We start from the raw sequence: 16,999 nt of genomic DNA, 5'->3' as shown, positions 1-16,999 counted from the left end.
CCGGGGCCCTCGGCGGACGGGGTCAGATGGCGGCCTGGGCGGCAGTCACCATGCGCCGGGCGGCCTCCTCGGCGGCCATGTCGCGGGAGTTGAAGTAGTTGGTGACGACATCGAAGATCGCCCCCTGGACGTCGGCACGGACCGCCATGCCGTGGGCCATGCTGGGCACCAGGCCACCCGCTTCCGCGGTGTGCTGGAAGTCGGCCAGCGACTGCCGGGCGCAGCTGTCGAAGTCGCTCATGTCGAGGTCCGGACGGGCGGGAATCGACCCCTTGGCCAGGTTGAAGGCCTCCTGGAAGGTGGGCTCGAGCACGAGTCGCGCCAGGGCCTGCTGGGCCTCCCGCTCGGCCTCCTCGGTGACCCGGAACATCGCCAGGCTGTCGATGTTGAAGGTGAAGGCGTCCCCGGTGCCCGGTGCCGCGGCACACAGGTAGTCTTCCCCCGCCGTCAGGCCCGCGGCGGTGAACTCGCCCTTGGCCCAGTCACCCATCAGCTGCATGGCGGCATCGCCACCGATCACCATGGAGGTGGCGATGTTCCAGTCACGGCCGGGCATGTCGTCGTCCATCAGCTCGCGCAGGCGCTTGAAGGTGGTCAGCGCCTCGATCATCGTCGGGCTGCCCAGCGCCTCCGGGTCGAGGTCGACCAGCGCCCGGCGGTAGAACTCGCTGCCGCCACTGGCGAGCAGCACGGACTCGAACACCGTGGCGTCCTGCCAGGCCTGCCCCCCGTGGGCGAGCGGCACGTAGCCCGCCTCGCGGATCGCCTCGGCGACCTCGAACAGCTCGTCGAGGGTGGTGGGCATCGCCACCCCGGCGGCGTCCAGCACCTCGGGGTTGGCCCACAGCCAGTTGACCCGATGGACGTTGACGGGCACGGCCACGTACTGGCCATCGTGGCGCATGATCTCGGCGACGGTCTCGGGCAGCAGGCCGTTCCAGTCCTCGGCCTCGGCCACGGTGTCAAGGTCGCCGAGCAGGCCGAGCTCGCCCCACTCCTGGATCTCCGGCCCCTTGATCTGCGCCGCGGAGGGCGGATTGCCGGACATGGCACGGGACTTGAGCACGGTCATGGCCGTCTCGCCGCCACCGCCGGCCACGGCGAAATCCTGCCAGTCGTGCCCCTCGGCCTCCATCAGCTCCTTGAGCACGTTGGCCGCACGCGCCTCGCCACCGGAGGTCCACCAGTGCAGTACCTCGACTTCACCGGCCTGGGCGCTGGTCATGCCGATGGCGGCCACCAGGCCGGTGGCCAGGGCGAGCGTGGTCTTGTCGAAGCGGGTCGTCTTGAAGGAAGGCATGGCGTGACTCCTCGTGTTGTTGTCGTGCCCGGTGCATCACCGGGATGACGACACGCTACACCAGGTGCCCCGCCGGCAGGGGTTACCTAGTCCTGCATAGTATTGGCGGATCATTGCAGCTCGGTAATATTCTCCGGGCGGGGCAGCGACAACCGCACCAGCAGGCCGCCGCCGGGGGGCGTGTCGAGGGTGATGTCGCCCCCCTGGGCACGGGCGATGTGCCGCGCGATGCCGAGCCCCAGGCCACTGCCACCGGTGTGCCTGCTGCGTGACGGCTCGAGGCGCACGAAGGGGGTGAAGACTCGCTCGCGCTGCTCCCGGGGAATGCCTGGCCCGTGATCGCGGATGGTGATGACCAGCTCGGATGCGCCCTCCTCGAGCAACACCTCGGCTCGCCGGCCGTAGAAGACGGCGTTCTCCAGCAGGTTGGACAGGCAGCGCTTGAAGGCCAGCGGCTTGACCGCCAGGGGGGCGGCGCGCCCGCTGATCGCCACATCGCCGCCCTGCAGCCTCAGCTCCTCGGCCAGGCCGTCGAGCACGTCGCGCGGATCGACCACTTCCACCGCCTCGTGCAGGTCCAGCCCCTTGACCGAGGCCAGGGCCCCCTTGACCAGCAGGTCGAGCTCGTCGAGCGAGGCGCAGAAACGCTCGCGCTGGTGAGGGTCGTCGAGCATCTCGGCACGCAGCCGCAGGCGGGTGATCGGCGTCTTGAGGTCGTGGGAGATCGCCGAGAACAACCGCTCGCGCTCCTCCACCTGCTCACGGATATGCTCCTGCATGCGGTTGAAGGCCACCGCGGTGGCCACCACTTCCCGCGGCCCGCTCTCGCGCAGCGGCGGTGCATCGAGATCCCGGCCCAGCTGCCGGGCCGCCCGCGACAGCCGTGCCAGCGGCCGGGTCGCGCTGCGGATACCCGCCAGCGACAGGCCGAGCACGGTGAGCAGCACGATCAGGCCCGCCAGCAGCCGTTCCTCCGACAGCCAGGCGTTCTCGCCCAGCAGGTCGGGCACCGGCAGCAGGGTCGCCACATAGAGCCAGACCCCGGGCTCGAGTTCCAGCTGCACCACCAGGATCGGCGGCGACAGGGGCTCGAGCAGCAGGCTGTGCTGCCCCCAGCGCGCCGGAAGGTCGTGCAGCAGTATCTCGTTGTTGAACACCCTCAGCGTCTCGGGTCGCGAGAACTCGACGACCATCTCGTCGAGATTGAGCTCCCGCGACAGGACATCCCGGAAGTTGCTCACCACCAGCTGCTTGGCGGCCCCGGCGCCGACGTCCTCGACCTCGATGCGTCGCTCGTTGACGCTGACGAAGAAGCGCGTGCCCCCCATGTCGCGCAGCTGGTCCAGGACGATATGGCGGTACTCGACGGGGAGCGACCGGAAGAAGCGCACCGTGGAGGCGACGCTGAAGGCCACGTTGCGGGACAGCTCATCGAGCTGCTCGAGCTGGCTGGAGCGCACCTGGGTCGTCCAGATGGTGTAGCTGGCCAGCTGCGCGCCCAGTACGCCGACCACCATGATCAGCACGAAGCGCCCGCGCAGGCTGCCGGGCAGGCAACGGGCAAGGCGGCGGCGCCACAGGCGCCAGTGTCCCGCCTCCCTCACGACAGGACATCCACCGACGCGGTGAGCACGTAGCCGGCCCCGCGCACGGTGCGGATCAGCTGGGAGTGCTGGGCGTCCTCGCCGAGCCGCTGGCGCAGCCGGCACACGTGCACGTCGATGGAGCGATCCAGCGGCGGCGCGGGCCTGCCGCGCGTCAGCTCGAACAACGCCTCGCGGGAGAGCACCCGGCCGGGGTGCTCGAGGAATACCTGCAGCAGCTGGAAGTCGGCGCCGGAGAGGGAACACCGCGCGCCTTGCCGGTCCACGAGCTCGCGGGTCATGCGATCGAGTCGCCAGTCGCCGAAGGCCACCAGTCGGGCCTCGGCGGGCGGGCACGGTGTGGCCGGGCCCCGGGTACGGCGCAGCACCGCCTTGATGCGCGCCAGCAGCTCACGGGGATTGAAGGGCTTGCCCAGATAGTCGTCGGCACCCAGTTCCAGGCCGAGGATCCGATCGGTCTCGTCGGCACTGGCGGTGAGCATGATGATCGGCACCTCGCTGTCGCGACGCAGCTCGCGACAGATGGTGAAGCCGTCGTCGCCGGGCAGCATCAGGTCGACGATCAACAGCTCCGGGGTCTCCCGCGCCAGCAGGCGATGCAGTGCCTCGGCGTCTTCGGCGACCAGGGCTCGATAGCCGTGGCGACCGAGGTAGTCGGCCAGCAGTTCGCGGATCTCGGGGTCGTCGTCGACCACGATCAGGGTGGCGGGGGTCGTCGTCATCGCAGCCTGGTGGCAGTGGCCAGGGCGGTATCGCCCCTGGCGTGTTGTCGTTATGGGGACTCGATGATGGTCAAGGGCGACGGCGACGGCAAGCCACCTGCGACCAAGGTGGCATTCCCTTCACAGGCCGAAGCGCTCACGCAGCCGCCCGGCCACGGCGGCCTCGTCATGGTGGCCGATGCGGCGTGCCCGGGGGACACGTTCGGCCAGCTCGGGATGGGCATTGGCCATGACGTGGGCCTCGCCGGCGAGCCGCAGCATCTCGGTATCGTTGAGGTTGTCGCCGAAGGCCAGGCAGGCCTCGGGCCCGAGTCCCAGGGCCTCGAGCAGCGAGGCCAGGGCGCTGCCCTTGTTGACCCCTCCGGCCATGACCTCAAGCGAGTACGCGGTCGAGTAGGTGACGTGCAGCCGCTCGCCATGGCGCTCGCGGACAGAGGCCTCGAGCCCGGCAAGCCGCCGCGGCTCGCCGATATAGAGCACCTTGCCCACCCCCTCGCCATGGAGTTCGCCGGGCCCGGCGACCCGATAGCCGAACCCGGTATGGGCATGCATGGCCAGCAGCTCCGGGGCCGGGGCGTCGATCAGCCACTCCTCGTCGCGATAGAGGTTCAGCCGCACGCTGGAGTGACGCTCCAGGGCGATCAGCTCCCGGGCCAGCCCGGCCTCCAGATGGCGGGCGGCGACCAGCCGGTCGTCGGGGCCGTGCAGGTAGGCGCCGTTGGTGCTGATCACATGGACCGGCACCCCGACTCGCTCGCGGAAGGCCAGCATATCGCGGAAATGGCGCCCCGAGGCGAAGGCCAGGTGGTGCCCGCGGCCCGCCAGCGACCGTAGCGTCTCGATGGTCTGCGAATGGAGGTCATGATCGGCACCGAGCAGGGTACCGTCGAGATCGGAGACGATCAGGCGTGGCGTCATGCGCTTTCCTCGAGTGATCGGGCGAGGGGCAAGCCTACCCCATACCGCCATATACACAAGTGTGGACCCCGGGGGCCCACGCCGGTTCGGGCCCGGCGGCTCCGCAAGGTGCTGATTCCCGGCGGCCCCGGTCTGCATGTTTGGCGCCACGCGCGGGAATCCGTATAGTGACCCCCTTATCCCGCCACCCGATCGTGACCATGCTGCAGAACAACTCGGTGCTTGCCCAGCTCAAGCAACAGATCCGCGAGACCACGCCCCGCGTCGAGGGTGTGATCAAGGCCACCGACCGAGGCTTCGGCTTCCTCGAGACCGACGAGGGCGATTCCTGGTTCGTGCCGCCTCCCGCCATGAAGCAGGTGCTGCATGGTGACCGGGTGGAGGCCATCCTCCACGAGGAGGGCGAGAAGAAGAGCGTCGAGCCCGACACCCTGATCGAGCAGGGACTCAACCGCTTCATCGCTCGGGTGCAGAAGCGCGAGGGGCGTCTCGCCGTGGTGCCCGACCACCCCTCGATCAAGAACGTGCTCAAGGCGCGCATCAAGCGCAGCCTCGACGAGGCGAGCATCGCCGACGGCGACTGGGTCGTGGCCCGCCTGGTGCGCCACCCCCTGAAGCCCGATGATCGTGCCTTCTTCACCCAGATCGACGAGCTGGTGGCCAAGGCCGACGATCCCGCCGTGCCCTGGCGGGTGACGCTCGCCCGACACGCCCTGGAGCAGGAGTGCCCGGATGCCGGCGACGACTGGCCGCTGCTCGACGAGGGCCTCGGGCGCGAGGACCTCACCGCCGAGCCCTTCTTCACCATCGACGGCGAGAAGACCCGTGACATGGACGATGCCCTGCGCATCGTGCCCCGCGAGGATGGCGGCTGGGACCTGAGCGTGGCCATCGCCGACCCCACCGCCTATGTGGAAGAGGGCCATGCGGCGGACCTGGAAGCGCGTACCCGCGCCTTCACCGTCTACCTGCCGGGCCAGAACGTCACCATGCTGCCCGAGCAGCTGGCCGACGACCTCTGCTCCCTGTGGGAGGGCAAGGAGCGTCCGGTACTGGCCTGTACCCTCACCGTGCACGCCGATGGCAGCCTGGGCGACTATCGCTTCTTCGCGGCCACCGCGCAGTCCCACGCCAAGCTCGCCTACGACCGCGTCTCCGACTGGCTGGAGGGCCAGGGCGACTGGGCGCCGGACGAGGCGATCGGCGAGCAGCTCAAGGCGCTGCGCGACCTGACCGAGGCACGGAGTGCCTGGCGAGCCGAGCACGCGCTGGTGTTCAAGGACAGCCCCGACTACGTCTTCGACCTGGACGAGGCGGGCAACGTGCTGGACATCCGTACCGAGGAGCGGCGCATCGCCAACCGCATGATCGAGGAGTCGATGATCGCGGCCAATGCCTGCTGCGCCGACCTGCTCGCCGAGCACGTGGGCCACGGCATCTTCAACGTGCACCGCGCCTTCGAGCCCGAGAAGGCCGAGGCGGCCCAGGAGTTCCTGGCCAGCCAGGACATCCAGGTGGAGCGCGAGCAGCTCACCGAGCTGTCCCGCTACACCGAGCTGAAGCGCGAGCTCGAGGGGCGCGACGACGCCTGGCTGGACGTGCGCCTGCGCCGCTTCCAGGGCTTCACCAGCATGTCGGCCCGGCCCGGCCCGCACTTCGGGCTTGGGCTGGCCGCCTACGCCACCTGGACCTCGCCGATCCGCAAGTATGGCGACATGGTCAACCACCGGCTGATCAAGCGCGTGCTCAAGGGGGAGCAGGCGCCCGCCGAGGCGAGCCTCGAGCTCACCGAGCAGCTCACCGAACGCCGCCGGCTCAACCGCATGGCCGAACGCGACGTGAAGGACTGGCTCTACGTGCGCTACCTGAGCCCGGCCGCCGAGGCCCAGGAGACCTTCGACGCCGAGATCATCGCCATCAACCGCGGCGGCATGCGCGTGCGCCTGACCGCCAACGGCGCCACCGCCTTCATCCCGGCCCCGCTGATCCACAGCGACCGCGACAAGGTGGTGATCGACGACAAGGAGGGGCGTATCCAGGTGGAGGGCGAGGAGCGCTTCAAGCTGGGCGACCACCTCCGCGTGGCGCTGACCGAGGCCCGCGAGGAGACCCGGTCGCTGGTGGGGCGTCCCGCCACCTGAATCGACGCGGAGTCCACACGACGGCGCCCCGGCCACTCTGGTGGCCGGGGCGCCGTCGTTACGGGCCCACCCGGGCAGGGCGGCTATTAGCCCCCGCCGAAGCGCCGCGCCTTCTCCGCCGTCCAGTCGATGGCCGGGCCGCGCAGCCCGTGACCGCCGGCGTAGGGTGACGGCTCGGGCGACCGCCACCCCTGCAGCAGGGCATCATCCAGCCGGAACACCTCGACGCCGATGGGGTGGCAGGTGGCCAGCGGATCCCGCGCCTCGGGACCCCAGAGATCCACCGACAGGTCGCCGCCAGGGCAGCAGGAGAGCGCGCAGAGCAGGTCGATCTCGGCGAACAGCTCCAGGTAGTCGCCCTCCCTCGCCGGGCAGGCCTTCATGAAGTACTGATCGTCATCGTTGAGACCGGTGCACTGGAAGACGTTGAGCACGTCGTGGACGTCGAACTCGGTGAGACCCAAGGGGGCCACCGCACGCACCAGGTTGGAGTGGCAGTGGTGGTCGAAGTCTTCGCCGGTGAGCAGTCGGTTGACATAAGGGTCGCAGCGGGTGCCGAGCAGGTCGTGCACCCGACCGCCCTCCTCGTCCACCCCGTAGCCGGCCAGGGTGTCGTCGATGATGGTCGCCATGGGCCGGAGGTAGGGCAGGGTCGACCACAGCCGGTCGAAGCGCGAGACATGCGCCCGCTGCAGTTGCCGGGTGCGCGAGGCCCAGAAGCGCTCGCGCGGGTTGTGCAGGTGCCAGAGGTTGAGATCGCCCACCTGGGGCCCGTCCAGGGTCGACAGGCGCAGTACATGCCCCGCCGGCACCCGCCAGGCGCATCCCTCGCGGATCGGCACCACCAGCGAATCGATGCGGGCACGGGCACCCGGGGCGGTGAGCCGGGCGTAGAAGTCGCGGTCGACCTCCAGTATCGAGCCTCGTGTCGCCTGGTAGGCGGCGGGTACCTTGGCCATCTGGTCCTCCCTGGGGGCATTGCTCCTCGGCTGCTACATCCAGCCTAGCAGCAATGCCTCACCCGGAGAGGCCCTGCCGGTCAACGTCAACTCCCGCGCATCGCCCTCGCCAGCATGTCGGCGACGGGCTTGGCGAGATAGCTGGCAAAGGTACGCTCCCCGGTCCGGATCATGACCTCGGCCGGCATCCCGGAGAGCAGCCGGCTGTCCATGGGTACCGCCCGGCCTGCGGCGTCCTCGACCCGGATGCGCGCCCGGTAGTAGCGCGTAGCGTTCGAGGCATCCTCGAAGCTGTCGGCCGAGACATGGATCACCTCGCCCGGAATGACATCGCTGCGCTGCCGGTCGAAGGCGGTGAAGCGCACCTCCGCCGTCTGGCCGGGGTAGATGTTGCTGATATCCCGATCGGCGATGCGCGCCTCGACCACAAAGCCATCGTCACCCGGCACGATCTCCATGAGCGTCTCGCCCGGGTCGATCACCGTACCGCGCGTCCGGGGCTGCAGCCCGACCACGGTACCCGCCACCGGTGCCGTCACCGTGGTCCGTCGCACCTCGTCGTCCAGGGCGGTGATACGCTCTTCCGCATCGGCGATGCCGGCCTGCACCTGGCGCAGCTGCTCGCCGACATCCCGGTGGAACTCCTGCAGGCGAGTCTGTTGCCGAAGCCTGTTCTCGCTGAGCTGCGACTGGATCTGCGCCATCCCCGACCGACTCTCGGCGATCTCGCCACGGTACTGCAGTATCTCCCGCTCCAGCTCGCGCACCCGCTGGTTGTCGCCCTGGCCCTGGGCATAGAGGGAGCGGTGATCCTCGACCTCTTCCTGCAACGATGCGACCCGTTGACGATTGATCTCCACCAGGGCCTGGAGTCCATCATGCTGCTCCTGCAACTGCCGCGCCCGCTGGTCGAGCGCATCCAGCCCCCCCTGCAATGCCTGTCGACGGGCAGCGAACAGACCACGCTGGACGGCGAGGAAATCGGCGACGCGTCGGTAGGGGCTCTCGCGCAGTTCGTCGGGAAACACCAGCCGCTCCCGCCCCGACAGTTCGGCCAGCAGCCGGACCTCGCTGGCACGATCGATCAGGTAGCGTGCCCTGGCGCTCTTGAGCTGCGACAGCGCCCGGGTGTCATCGAGCACCAGCAGCACGTCGCCGACCTCGACACGGTCCCCATCCTCGACACGGGTGGCGCTGACGATCCCCCCCTCGTAGTGCTGTATCGTCTGCTTGAAGGAGGCCACCGACACCTTCCCGGGGGCCACGACCACCACGGCCAGGCTGGACGCCAGTGCCCAGCCGCCGAAACCGCCGAAGCAGAGTAGCACCAGGGCGAGGCCGAGCCGCCGACAGCCCCGATCGCTCACCGGCAGGCGCCCCTCGTCACCCCGCGGCCGCCCCCCCATCAGGCCTGCACCTCCAGGTCTCCACGGTGGGGCCTTCCCGCCGTGGCTCTGTCCTCCGAGGCGGTGGCGTCCTGCCGCTTCAGCCTGGCGAGCACCCGCTCCCGCGGCCCGAACAGGCTGATCCGCCCCTGGTCGAGCACCATCAGCCTGTCGACCCGCCTGAGCACGCCGGTTCGGTGGCTGATCACCAGCAGTGTCACCCCCTCCTGCCTCAGGCGCGCCAGGGTCTCTGCCAGGGCTCGCTCGCCGCCGGCATCGAGGTTGGAGTTGGGTTCGTCGAGCACCACGAGCACGGGGTTGCCATAGAGGGCACGCGCCAGGCCGATCCGCTGCCGCTGACCTCCCGAGAGCCCCCGCCCCCCGGCGGTGAGCAGCGTGTCATAGCCTTCGGGCAGCCGCAGGATCATGTCATGGACCCCGGCCCGCCTCGCCGCCTCGACCACCCTGCCCGCATCGACGGGCCCGAAGCGGGCGATGTTCTCGCCGATGGTGCCGTCGAACAGCTCGATCTCCTGAGGCAGGTAGCCCAGGAAGGGCCCCAGCTCGTCACGGTTCCAGCGGGTGATATCCGCGCCATCGATCCGCACCTTGCCCACCTGGGCCGGCCAGATACCCAGCACGACCCTGGCCAGTGTCGACTTGCCGGACCCGCTGGCGCCGATGACTCCCACCTGTTCGCCCTGCTCGATCCGCGCACTGATCCCCCGCAGCACCGGGAATGTCACCTCCGGTGGTGCGGCCGACACCCCCTCGATGTCGATGGCGCCCGCGGGGGCGGGCAGCGACAGCCGCGCCGGATCGTCCGGCGCCTCGCTGAACAGCCGCTCGAGGCGGCGGTGGGCGTCGCGCGCCCCGACGAAACCCTTCCAGCTGCCGATCATCTGGTCGATAGGGGCCAGGGCACGGCCCAGCAGCAACGAGCCGGCGATCATCATGCCGGGCGTCATGCGCCCCTCGAGCACCAGCAGTGCCCCCAGGCCCAGGATCAACGACTGGCTGAGCAATCGCAGGCTCCTGGAGAGATTGGACAGCAGCCCGGCGCGGTCGCTCGCCAGCGACTGCTTGAGCAGGTAGCCCTGGTGCCGGACCGACCAGCGCTGCATGATCCCCGGCATCATGCCCATGGCATGCAGCACCTCGGCATTGCGCAGATTGCGGTCCGCCAGTTCGCGCGCCCTGACCTGCTCGCTCGCCGCCTCTGCCAGCGGCCTGCGGGTGGCCTTCTCGCTGGCGACCGCCAGGACCAGCAGCAGGCCACCGGCCAGGCTGGCGAAGACCCCGAACCAGACATGGAAGAGGAACAGCAGGGCGAGATGGATGGGTAGCCAGAAGGCATCGAAGAAGGCGAACAGCCCGCCCCCGGAGAGGAACTGGCGCAGGGTGGCGAGATCGTCGAGGGGACGGGCCGTCTGCTGCCCGGAAGCGCGAATCCGGTGTCGGAAGATGGCTCGGTACAGGGGGCGGGCGAGGCGCGTATCGAGGCGATTGCCGAGGCGAACCATGATGCGGGAGCGCACCATTTCCAGCCCGCCCAGCACCGCGAAAAGGAACACGACGACCAGCGTCAGCATGAACAGGGTCTCCCCGCTGCGCGAGGGAATGACCCGGTCATGGACCTGCAGCATGTAGAGGGCCGGACTCAACATCAGCAGGTTGATGAAGAGGCTGAATCCCGCCACCGAGACGAGCGAGGCGCGACACGCCTTCAGCGCATCCGACACCTCGGCGGGTTCCTTGCTTGACGCCATGGCACACCATCGGATCCTGGCTGGACAGGGGCGATCACGGCGCGCATCGCCGTGATGATGTCCGCCGCGAGAGGCGCCAGAGTACCAGTCAGGATGATACGTGATGATGAGTTTTATAGTACTTTTGTAATTGTCATGTAGGCATTTTTCAGTCTAAAGGGTGATACGAAACTCACCTCGATGATGAATACCCTGCGCCATCAAGGCAGTGTGAACAGCGGAAGGGTGACGCCGGCCTGCAAGGCCGGTAACACACGCCTTCCGGCCGTCCTGCATGGCCGGTTGTAGGGTACGCCTTTCGGCCCTTAGCATTCCCCCGCGTCCAGACCGACACCCGGACATCGCCTCCCCTGGAGGACGATATGCCCTCGTCGTGACCACTGATTTTCCGGAGGTATTGCATGAGCGAGCAGGACGACATCATCCGCGTCGATACCGGCACCACCGCCGCCGATCTCGCGGCGTTGATCGAGGAAGCCCCCGCGGGTGCCACCCTCGAGCTCGAGGCCGGTCGGTACCTGCTGGATGACGCCCTCACCATCACGCGATCCGACGTCACCCTGAGCGGCGCGGGCTCCGGCGAGACCACCCTCACCTTCAGCGACACGGCACTCGCACGCAACGATGCCTACGGCATCCGGGTGGATGGCAGCGAGAGAGAGCCCATCGGTCAGCTGTCGCTGGACCACCGCGAGGGTACGCGCCAGGTGACCCTCGACCGGGATCATGACCTGGCCCCCGGCGACAGCATCCGGGTCTGGCAGGACAACGACGATGCCCTCTTCGACGAGATCGGCGACACCTCCTGGCGCAAGGTCCAGTACGCCGAGTTGCGTACCAGCATGGCCCGGGTGGAGGCCGTGGACGGCGACACCATCCACCTCGACCGCGGGCTGCACTTCGATTTCGAGGGCGGCGAGACAAGTGTCGAGCGCCTCGACACGGCCGATGGCGTCACCCTGACGGGCTTCAGCATCGACTTCGAGCTGGGCACGCCCGACAACGCCGCCTTCGAGAATGCCCTGGAGGAGCTGACGGGCTACCAGGCCGTCGTTCTCGACGGCACGGTCGATGCCCGGCTGGACGACATCCAGGTCCTGGATGGGCCCTCCAAGGCCTTCCATCTCGCCAGGTCCCTCGATATCGAGGCCACCGACCTGCAGGCGCATGGTGCCTTCAACAAGGGCAGTGGCGGCAACGGCTATGCCTATGAGTTGCGGGAGAGCTACGACGGGACCTTCAACGGCCTCGAGGACAGCGGCATGCGCCATGGCCTGTTGTTCGACTCCTGGCGGTCCTCGGTGGGCAACGACGTCGTCGTGGCCTTCACCGACCGCGACATCAACTTCCACGGCGGCCTGGACCATGACAACAGCGTGAGGGTCGAACGCTCCATCCGCGATCCCGATGCCGACCTGATGTCGCCCAGCCTGTGGGTCAATGCCGGCGGTGAGAGCTTCGGTGCCATCACGGATGCCGAGGCCAATGAGGTGGTCTTCGATCATGTGATCGGCTCGCGTCGCGACGACATGCTCCAGGGCTCGGACGACGGGGTCTTCCTCAGCGGCGGCCTGGGCCACGACACCCTGCTCGGGGGCGACGGCAACGACATCCTCCAGGGGGCTCCCGGTGACAGCTGGTACGGTGGCCACAACCTGCTCGACGGCGGCAAGGGCACCGACACGGCCCGCTACACCCAGGACTACGCTCATTACGACATCAGCTTCGCCGACGACCATGTCGTCATCGAGGGCAAGGGCAGCATCGATACCCTGGTCGACATCCAGTACGCGGTCTTCGGCGACGGTACCACGCTGCATATCGCCTCGGGCAACGCCTACCGGGGAGAGCCCCTGGAGCGCCCCTCGCCGGAGGAGACCCTCGCCGGCAACGGCCGTCTGCCGGCACTGATCGACGACGGCGCCGACCTCGTCGTCACCGGCAACATCACCAGCACCTGGTCGATCGGCCATGTCGCCGAGATCTTCGTCGAGAATGCCTCGGACGACGATATCATCGACCCGGAGGTTCGCTTCGACCTGGCTGCCGACATCGATACCCTGTGGAACGGCGACATCACCCGGGACGGGGATGGCTATCGGGTCAGCAAGGATTCACCGCAGGTGCTGGAGCCCGGCGAGGCCTGGCGCTTCGCCTACAAGGCCTATGCAGACGAGCCCGCGCTTGCCGAGGACATGGCGGCCGAAGCGGCCGGCAGCGACCTGCAGGTACAGTTGCTGGGACTCGGTGATGCCTCGATCGACGAGATGGCCGGCTGAGCCGTGGCGACCCACGGGTCGCCCTTCTACCTTGGTCCCGTTCCCTCGCAGTGGTGGCAGGGATATGGCATCGTGGAGGAAAAAACGTATCGCTGGTCCGGGGCTCTCGCGGCATGACGCCATCCGGACACACGCAAGGGACGCTCCTTCATGGCCAATCGCTGGGGACTGCGCGGCAAGTCCACCCTGACGCTTCTGCTGGCGTGCCTGGTCGCCCTGATACCGGCACTGCTCATCGGCTGGCAGGTCATCGACGAGGTCCGGCGCCATTTTGCCGGCGCCTATGCCGAACAGTACACCCGGCTGCAGATGCAGCAGATCCGGGCACCACTGGCACGCGAACTCGCCCTGTCGCGACGCCTGGCCAACTCGGTGGTGACCCGGGAATGGCTGGAAGCGCCGCACGACCCGGAGCGTCGCACCCGCTTCTTCGAGGAGGCGGAAGGCTTCCGGCAACAGTTCGGCAGCACCACCTACTTCGTCATCGATCACGCCCGCGGCGACTACTACCTCGGCGACAGCCCGAACGGCAGCGCCACCTCCCCGCGCCACCGCCTGTCCACTGCGTCGGCGCAGGACGCCTGGTACTTCGCCACCATGGGCAGCAGTGCCTCCTACACCATCGAGGTCACCGACGACCCGCCCCTGGAGCGGCCCATGATCCGCGTGGGGGTCAAGGTGCGCGATGGCGACCGGCTGCTGGGCCTGGCCGGCGGCGGACTCGACCTCCAGCACTTTCTCGACCGCTTCATCCGCGACAGTGCACCGGGGATGACACCGATGCTCGTCGACCCGCGCGGCGTGCTGCAGGCCCATCCCGAGCAGGCGCGCATGGCCCTGGGAACCACCGTCAATCCCTTCGACGACACCAGCGGCCAGCGCATCCAGTCGCTGGTCGACGATGAGGCCCAGCGGGAAGCGGTACGCCGCGCCCTGCAGCACGCCCTGCGCAGCCCCGGCGACATCGTGACCCTGGATGTGGATATGGCCGGCGAGCCCCGGCTGCTCTCGGTGGGCTACCTGCCCGAGCTGCAGTGGCTACTGGCGACGGCGCTGGATCTCGAGGCCGCCCCCCTGCTCAACAGCCGCTGGTTCTGGCCGCTGGTCACCACCCTGGTCCTGGTCCTGGCCACCTTGATGGCGGTCTTCGCCTATGCCACCCACCGCCTGATCCTCGCGCCGCTCGACCGTCTCAAGCACTCCGCCCGGGCCATCGCCGATGGCGACTTCGCCACCCGGCTGCCCACCGAACGCCGTGACGAGATCGGCGAGCTCTCCCTGGCGTTCTCGCACATGGCCCACCAGGTCGAGCAGCATACCCAGCAGCTGGAGGAGAAGGTTCGCCAGCGCACCCTGGACCTGCAGCGGGCCAATACCGAGATGGTCGCGGCCAGGCGCCAGGTCGATGCCTCCCTGGAGTACGCCAGCATCATCCAGCGCGCCATCCTACCGGCTCGCCAGCTCAGCGATCACCTGCCCGAGCATCATGCCGTCTTGTGGCAGCCCCGCGACCAGGTCGGCGGCGACTTCTACGTGTTCCGCGCCGCGGATCGGGGCTACCTGATGGGGGTGATCGACTGCGCCGGCCACGGCGTGCCCGGCTCGCTGATGACCATGCTGGCCCGGGCGATCATCGACCATGCCATCCTGCGGGTGGGGATTGACGACCCGGCCGCCATCCTCAACGAGACCGACCGCCAGAACCGTGCCACCCTGCACCGGGACACCCTGCCCCGCTCCATCGCCACCAACATGGATGTCGGGCTGGTCTGGGTCGAGCCCGCCGCCGGTCGGCTCACCTTTGCCGGCGCCAAGATGTCGCTGCATGCCAGCGACGGCGAGCAGCTGGAGGTGCACCCCGGCGGCAAGCGTCCGCTGGGCCACAAGCGGCCGATGACCTACCGCAACCAGGTCATGCCGCTGAAACGGGGCTGGACCCATGTACTGAGCACCGACGGCTTTCTCGACCAGGCCGGTGGCGAGCATGGTTTCGGCTTCGGCACCCGCCGCTTCGAGTCGATGCTGCGCCGCCACGCCCGGGCGCCCCTGGCGCAGCAGATCGCCGCCTTCGAGGCGGAACTCGAACGCTACCGCGGCGAGCACCCCCAGCGCGACGATATTACCCTGCTATGCTTTCGCTTTGACATGACCGACACAGAGGAGACGGCATGGACCTCTTGACCCTGCGCGACAGCTACCTGCAGCAGCAGATCATGCTCTGCTTCAACGGCCCGATCTCGCGCAGCCTGATCGAGGAGATCGGCAATGCCCTGCGCAACTACCTCAATGGCCAGCCGACCTCCCCGTCCTCGGCCATGGACGTCTTCGCCGTCTATATCGAGATGACCCAGAACATCCGCCACTATGCCCGCACCAGGGAGTACAGCGACAAGCAGGCCACCGCCACCATCGCCGTCGCCCGGGACGACGAGGGCCACTACCTGGTCTCCGCCGGCAACCTGGTGGAGATGGCTGACGGACGCCGGCTGGTCGAGATCATCGAGGGTCTGGCCGGACTGGACGCCGTCGCGCTGAAGCAGGCCTACAAGCAGCAACTGCGCCGCCCCCGGGATGAGACGTTACCCAGCGGCGCCGGCCTCGGGCTTCTCGACATGGCCCGCAAGTCGAGCCGCCCGCTGCAGCCGGTCCTGCAACCGTTGCCTTCCGGCCAAGGCTTCTTTAGCCTGACCGCCACTATCTAAGCAGACTTCGACGCTCATGACTCACGACCTGAACATCCCCGGCAGTCAGTCGACGCCATCGATCCACAGTGACTGGCAGGCCGGCCGACTCACCATGCAAGGCGACTCCTACCCGGAGAACTCCTATGAGCTGTTCAGCCGGGTGATCGACTGGACCGAGGCCTTCCTCGCCGACGCCACACACCCGCTGGTCCTCGACCTGGAACTCATCTACCTCAACACCAGCTCGGTGAAGGCGATGATGGATATCTTCGACCTGCTCGAGGAATCCCATGTCGCGGGCCGTCGCGTCAGCGTGGTGTGGCGCTACGACGTGCGCAACGAGCGCATCGCCGAACTCGCCGAGGAGTTCCGCGAGGACTGCACCTTCGACTTCGCCATCAAACCGATACGGATCACCACGTGAGCCTCCACGATGACAGGCTGCTCCAGGAGATCGCCGAGTTGCTGGACTCGCCGCTCTACCGCGACCATCCGCTGCGCGACGCACTGGAGCGCCTCTACTGCCTCCACCTGGAGCAGGAGAACCGCCTGGAACGGCTGGTCGGCATCGCCGACGGCTTCCAGCGCACCGCCCAGCAGGACCTCTACGCCACCCGCCATGAGCTCGAGCGCCAGCTGCGCCGCCAGCGCAAGCTGTCGCGCATCGCCGACCGCTACCAGTCGCTGCTCAGCGAACGCAACCGGGAACTGCTCGAGGAGTCGAACCACGACGCCCTGACCGGGCTGGCCAACCGCCGCCTGATGACCGAGCACCTGGAACGACTGGTCTCCGTCAACCAGCGCCACGAACGCCCCTTCAGCCTGGCCATGGTCGACATCGACCATTTCAAGCAGGTCAACGACGAGCACGGCCACAAGTCCGGCGACCAGGCCCTGGTCCAGGTGGCCGAGGTCCTGCGCAGCGCCCTGCGCGGCCATGACCACTGCGGCCGCTGGGGAGGCGAGGAGTTCCTCATCCTGCTCCCCGACACCACGATCCTCCAGGCCGGGCCCCTGATGACCCGGCTGTGCCAACGGCTACGCACCCTGCAGATCGCCTGCGAGGGCACCCGGCTGAGCCTCACCGCCAGCATCGGGATCGCCGAGCACCAGGCCAGCGAGACCTTCGACCGGACCCTCCAGCGCGCCGACGAGGCACTGCTGCAGGCCAAGCGCCAGGGGCGCGATCGCTGGCTTGCGGCCGGCTGACCCCTGCCGAGGCCCCGTCCAGGATCGAA

The 16,999-nt window shown here is 68.5% G+C and carries 13 protein-coding genes; 6 read left to right on the top strand and 7 right to left on the bottom strand.

The genetic code is table 11. The features are described from left to right. Window positions 1-22: 22 nt before the first annotated feature. From ACOMD9_RS13600 to ACOMD9_RS13585, 4 genes are all read right to left on the bottom strand, one after another. On the bottom strand, window positions 23-1,300 hold the full coding sequence (locus ACOMD9_RS13600; protein WP_421415797.1) for an ABC transporter substrate-binding protein: 1,278 nt from the start codon (window positions 1,298-1,300) through the stop codon (window positions 23-25). A gap of 110 nt (window positions 1,301-1,410) precedes the next feature. Beyond that, window positions 1,411-2,817, bottom strand: a complete 1,407-nt coding sequence (locus ACOMD9_RS13595; protein WP_421415999.1) for an ATP-binding protein — start codon at window positions 2,815-2,817, stop codon at window positions 1,411-1,413. Between the two features lie 83 nt (window positions 2,818-2,900). After that, a complete protein-coding gene (locus tag ACOMD9_RS13590) occupies window positions 2,901-3,626 on the bottom strand; it encodes a response regulator (protein WP_421415795.1) in 726 nt (241 codons plus the stop codon). A gap of 120 nt (window positions 3,627-3,746) precedes the next feature. Continuing rightward, a complete protein-coding gene (locus ACOMD9_RS13585) occupies window positions 3,747-4,544 on the bottom strand; it encodes a Cof-type HAD-IIB family hydrolase (protein ID WP_421415793.1) in 798 nt (265 codons plus the stop codon). Between the two features lie 200 nt (window positions 4,545-4,744). Between ACOMD9_RS13585 and ACOMD9_RS13580 the strand changes: the two genes are divergently transcribed. Beyond that, a complete protein-coding gene (locus ACOMD9_RS13580) occupies window positions 4,745-6,685 on the top strand; it encodes an exoribonuclease II (RefSeq protein WP_421415997.1) in 1,941 nt (646 codons plus the stop codon). 86 nt (window positions 6,686-6,771) lie between these two features. Here ACOMD9_RS13580 and ACOMD9_RS13575 read toward each other — a convergent pair whose 3' ends face one another. The 3 genes from ACOMD9_RS13575 to ACOMD9_RS13565 all read right to left on the bottom strand — a co-directional run bounded on the left by ACOMD9_RS13575 (window position 6,772) and on the right by ACOMD9_RS13565 (window position 10,798). Continuing rightward, a complete protein-coding gene (locus ACOMD9_RS13575; protein ID WP_421415791.1) occupies window positions 6,772-7,644 on the bottom strand; it encodes an urea carboxylase-associated family protein in 873 nt (290 codons plus the stop codon). Between the two features lie 86 nt (window positions 7,645-7,730). After that, entirely contained in the window at window positions 7,731-9,050 is a 1,320-nt protein-coding gene (locus tag ACOMD9_RS13570; protein WP_421415788.1) for an HlyD family type I secretion periplasmic adaptor subunit, read from the bottom strand. Continuing rightward, a complete protein-coding gene (locus tag ACOMD9_RS13565) occupies window positions 9,050-10,798 on the bottom strand; it encodes a type I secretion system permease/ATPase (protein WP_421415785.1) in 1,749 nt (582 codons plus the stop codon). The genes ACOMD9_RS13570 and ACOMD9_RS13565 overlap by 1 nt, the downstream gene beginning before the upstream one ends. A 401-nt stretch (window positions 10,799-11,199) precedes the next feature. On the opposite strand from ACOMD9_RS13565, the gene ACOMD9_RS13560 reads away from it, so the two are divergent. The 5 genes from ACOMD9_RS13560 to siaD all read left to right on the top strand — a co-directional run bounded on the left by ACOMD9_RS13560 (window position 11,200) and on the right by siaD (window position 16,970). Next, the gene (locus ACOMD9_RS13560) at window positions 11,200-13,077 is read left to right on the top strand and encodes an alginate biosynthesis protein (RefSeq protein WP_421415783.1); all 1,878 of its coding nucleotides are present in this window, start codon (window positions 11,200-11,202) and stop codon (window positions 13,075-13,077) included. A gap of 150 nt (window positions 13,078-13,227) precedes the next feature. Further along, window positions 13,228-15,258: a biofilm regulation protein phosphatase SiaA gene (gene siaA / locus ACOMD9_RS13555; RefSeq protein WP_421415781.1), complete on the top strand. Its 2,031-nt coding sequence runs from the start codon at window positions 13,228-13,230 to the stop codon at window positions 15,256-15,258. After that, the gene (gene siaB / locus ACOMD9_RS13550) at window positions 15,246-15,779 is read left to right on the top strand and encodes a biofilm regulation protein kinase SiaB (protein WP_421415779.1); all 534 of its coding nucleotides are present in this window, start codon (window positions 15,246-15,248) and stop codon (window positions 15,777-15,779) included. The genes siaA and siaB overlap by 13 nt, the downstream gene beginning before the upstream one ends. A 16-nt stretch (window positions 15,780-15,795) precedes the next feature. Further along, entirely contained in the window at window positions 15,796-16,185 is a 390-nt protein-coding gene (gene siaC, locus ACOMD9_RS13545; RefSeq protein ID WP_421415778.1) for a biofilm regulation phosphoprotein SiaC, read from the top strand. Continuing rightward, complete coding sequence (siaD, locus tag ACOMD9_RS13540) at window positions 16,182-16,970, top strand: biofilm regulation diguanylate cyclase SiaD (protein ID WP_421415775.1); 789 nt, start codon at window positions 16,182-16,184, stop codon at window positions 16,968-16,970. Before siaC ends, siaD begins: the two co-directional genes overlap by 4 nt. Window positions 16,971-16,999: the final 29 nt, after the last annotated feature.

Origin of the sequence: Halomonas terrestris, from assembly GCF_049166755.1 — a bacterium.
Lineage (GTDB): Bacteria > Pseudomonadota > Gammaproteobacteria > Pseudomonadales > Halomonadaceae > Halomonas.
This window is presented reverse-complemented; position numbering and strand designations above follow the sequence as displayed.

Coding starts and splice junctions, on each gene's coding strand:
- ACOMD9_RS13600 (WP_421415797.1), bottom strand. CDS start 1,300: ATGCCTTCCTTCAAGACGACCCGCTTCGACAAGACCACGCTCGCCCTG.
- ACOMD9_RS13595 (WP_421415999.1), bottom strand. CDS start 2,817: ATGGTGGTCGGCGTACTGGGCGCGCAGCTGGCCAGCTACACCATCTGG.
- ACOMD9_RS13590 (WP_421415795.1), bottom strand. CDS start 3,626: ATGACGACGACCCCCGCCACCCTGATCGTGGTCGACGACGACCCCGAG.
- ACOMD9_RS13585 (WP_421415793.1), bottom strand. CDS start 4,544: ATGACGCCACGCCTGATCGTCTCCGATCTCGACGGTACCCTGCTCGGT.
- ACOMD9_RS13580 (WP_421415997.1), top strand. CDS start 4,745: ATGCTGCAGAACAACTCGGTGCTTGCCCAGCTCAAGCAACAGATCCGC.
- ACOMD9_RS13575 (WP_421415791.1), bottom strand. CDS start 7,644: ATGGCCAAGGTACCCGCCGCCTACCAGGCGACACGAGGCTCGATACTG.
- ACOMD9_RS13570 (WP_421415788.1), bottom strand. CDS start 9,050: ATGGGGGGGCGGCCGCGGGGTGACGAGGGGCGCCTGCCGGTGAGCGAT.
- ACOMD9_RS13565 (WP_421415785.1), bottom strand. CDS start 10,798: ATGGCGTCAAGCAAGGAACCCGCCGAGGTGTCGGATGCGCTGAAGGCG.
- ACOMD9_RS13560 (WP_421415783.1), top strand. CDS start 11,200: ATGAGCGAGCAGGACGACATCATCCGCGTCGATACCGGCACCACCGCC.
- siaA (WP_421415781.1), top strand. CDS start 13,228: ATGGCCAATCGCTGGGGACTGCGCGGCAAGTCCACCCTGACGCTTCTG.
- siaB (WP_421415779.1), top strand. CDS start 15,246: ATGGACCTCTTGACCCTGCGCGACAGCTACCTGCAGCAGCAGATCATG.
- siaC (WP_421415778.1), top strand. CDS start 15,796: ATGACTCACGACCTGAACATCCCCGGCAGTCAGTCGACGCCATCGATC.